The following is a 350-nucleotide window of genomic DNA, read 5'->3' as shown; positions in this document are numbered from 1 at the left end:
ACGTAAAAAAGGTCCCCAATTGGGGACCCTGCTTTAATTTATGTTTTAAGTTTTGAGTATTTTTTGTAAACTGCTTTAGCAATAGGTTTAGTGTTCTTAATATAATCTTGAAATAACTTAATATTGTGAAGTAAAGCTTTAATAGAATGTTCAGATTTAAGAAGACTTGGATCAAAGAAAGTAAAATCTGGGTAATTTAGATCATTAACTTTTTTCTTAGTCTTAACTAGGAAAGATTGTAAGTACATAACATAACCAGAAAGTTTAGCTTCATACTCACTTAAATCAGTGATGTTATTGCTGTTTGGAGATATGGGTTCTTCTATTAATGTTGCAATAGTTGTACAACT

General features: G+C 29.1%; 1 protein-coding gene. It reads right to left on the bottom strand.

The features are described 5' to 3' along the window. Positions 1-38: 38 nt before the first annotated feature. Positions 39-350, bottom strand: a 312-nt coding sequence (locus U881_RS0102495) for a BBA14 family lipoprotein (protein ID WP_024653133.1), incomplete at its 5' end; no start/stop codon positions are given.

This window comes from Borrelia persica No12 (assembly GCF_000500045.1).
Taxonomy (GTDB): Bacteria; Spirochaetota; Spirochaetia; order Borreliales; family Borreliaceae; genus Borrelia; species Borrelia persica.
This window is presented reverse-complemented; position numbering and strand designations above follow the sequence as displayed.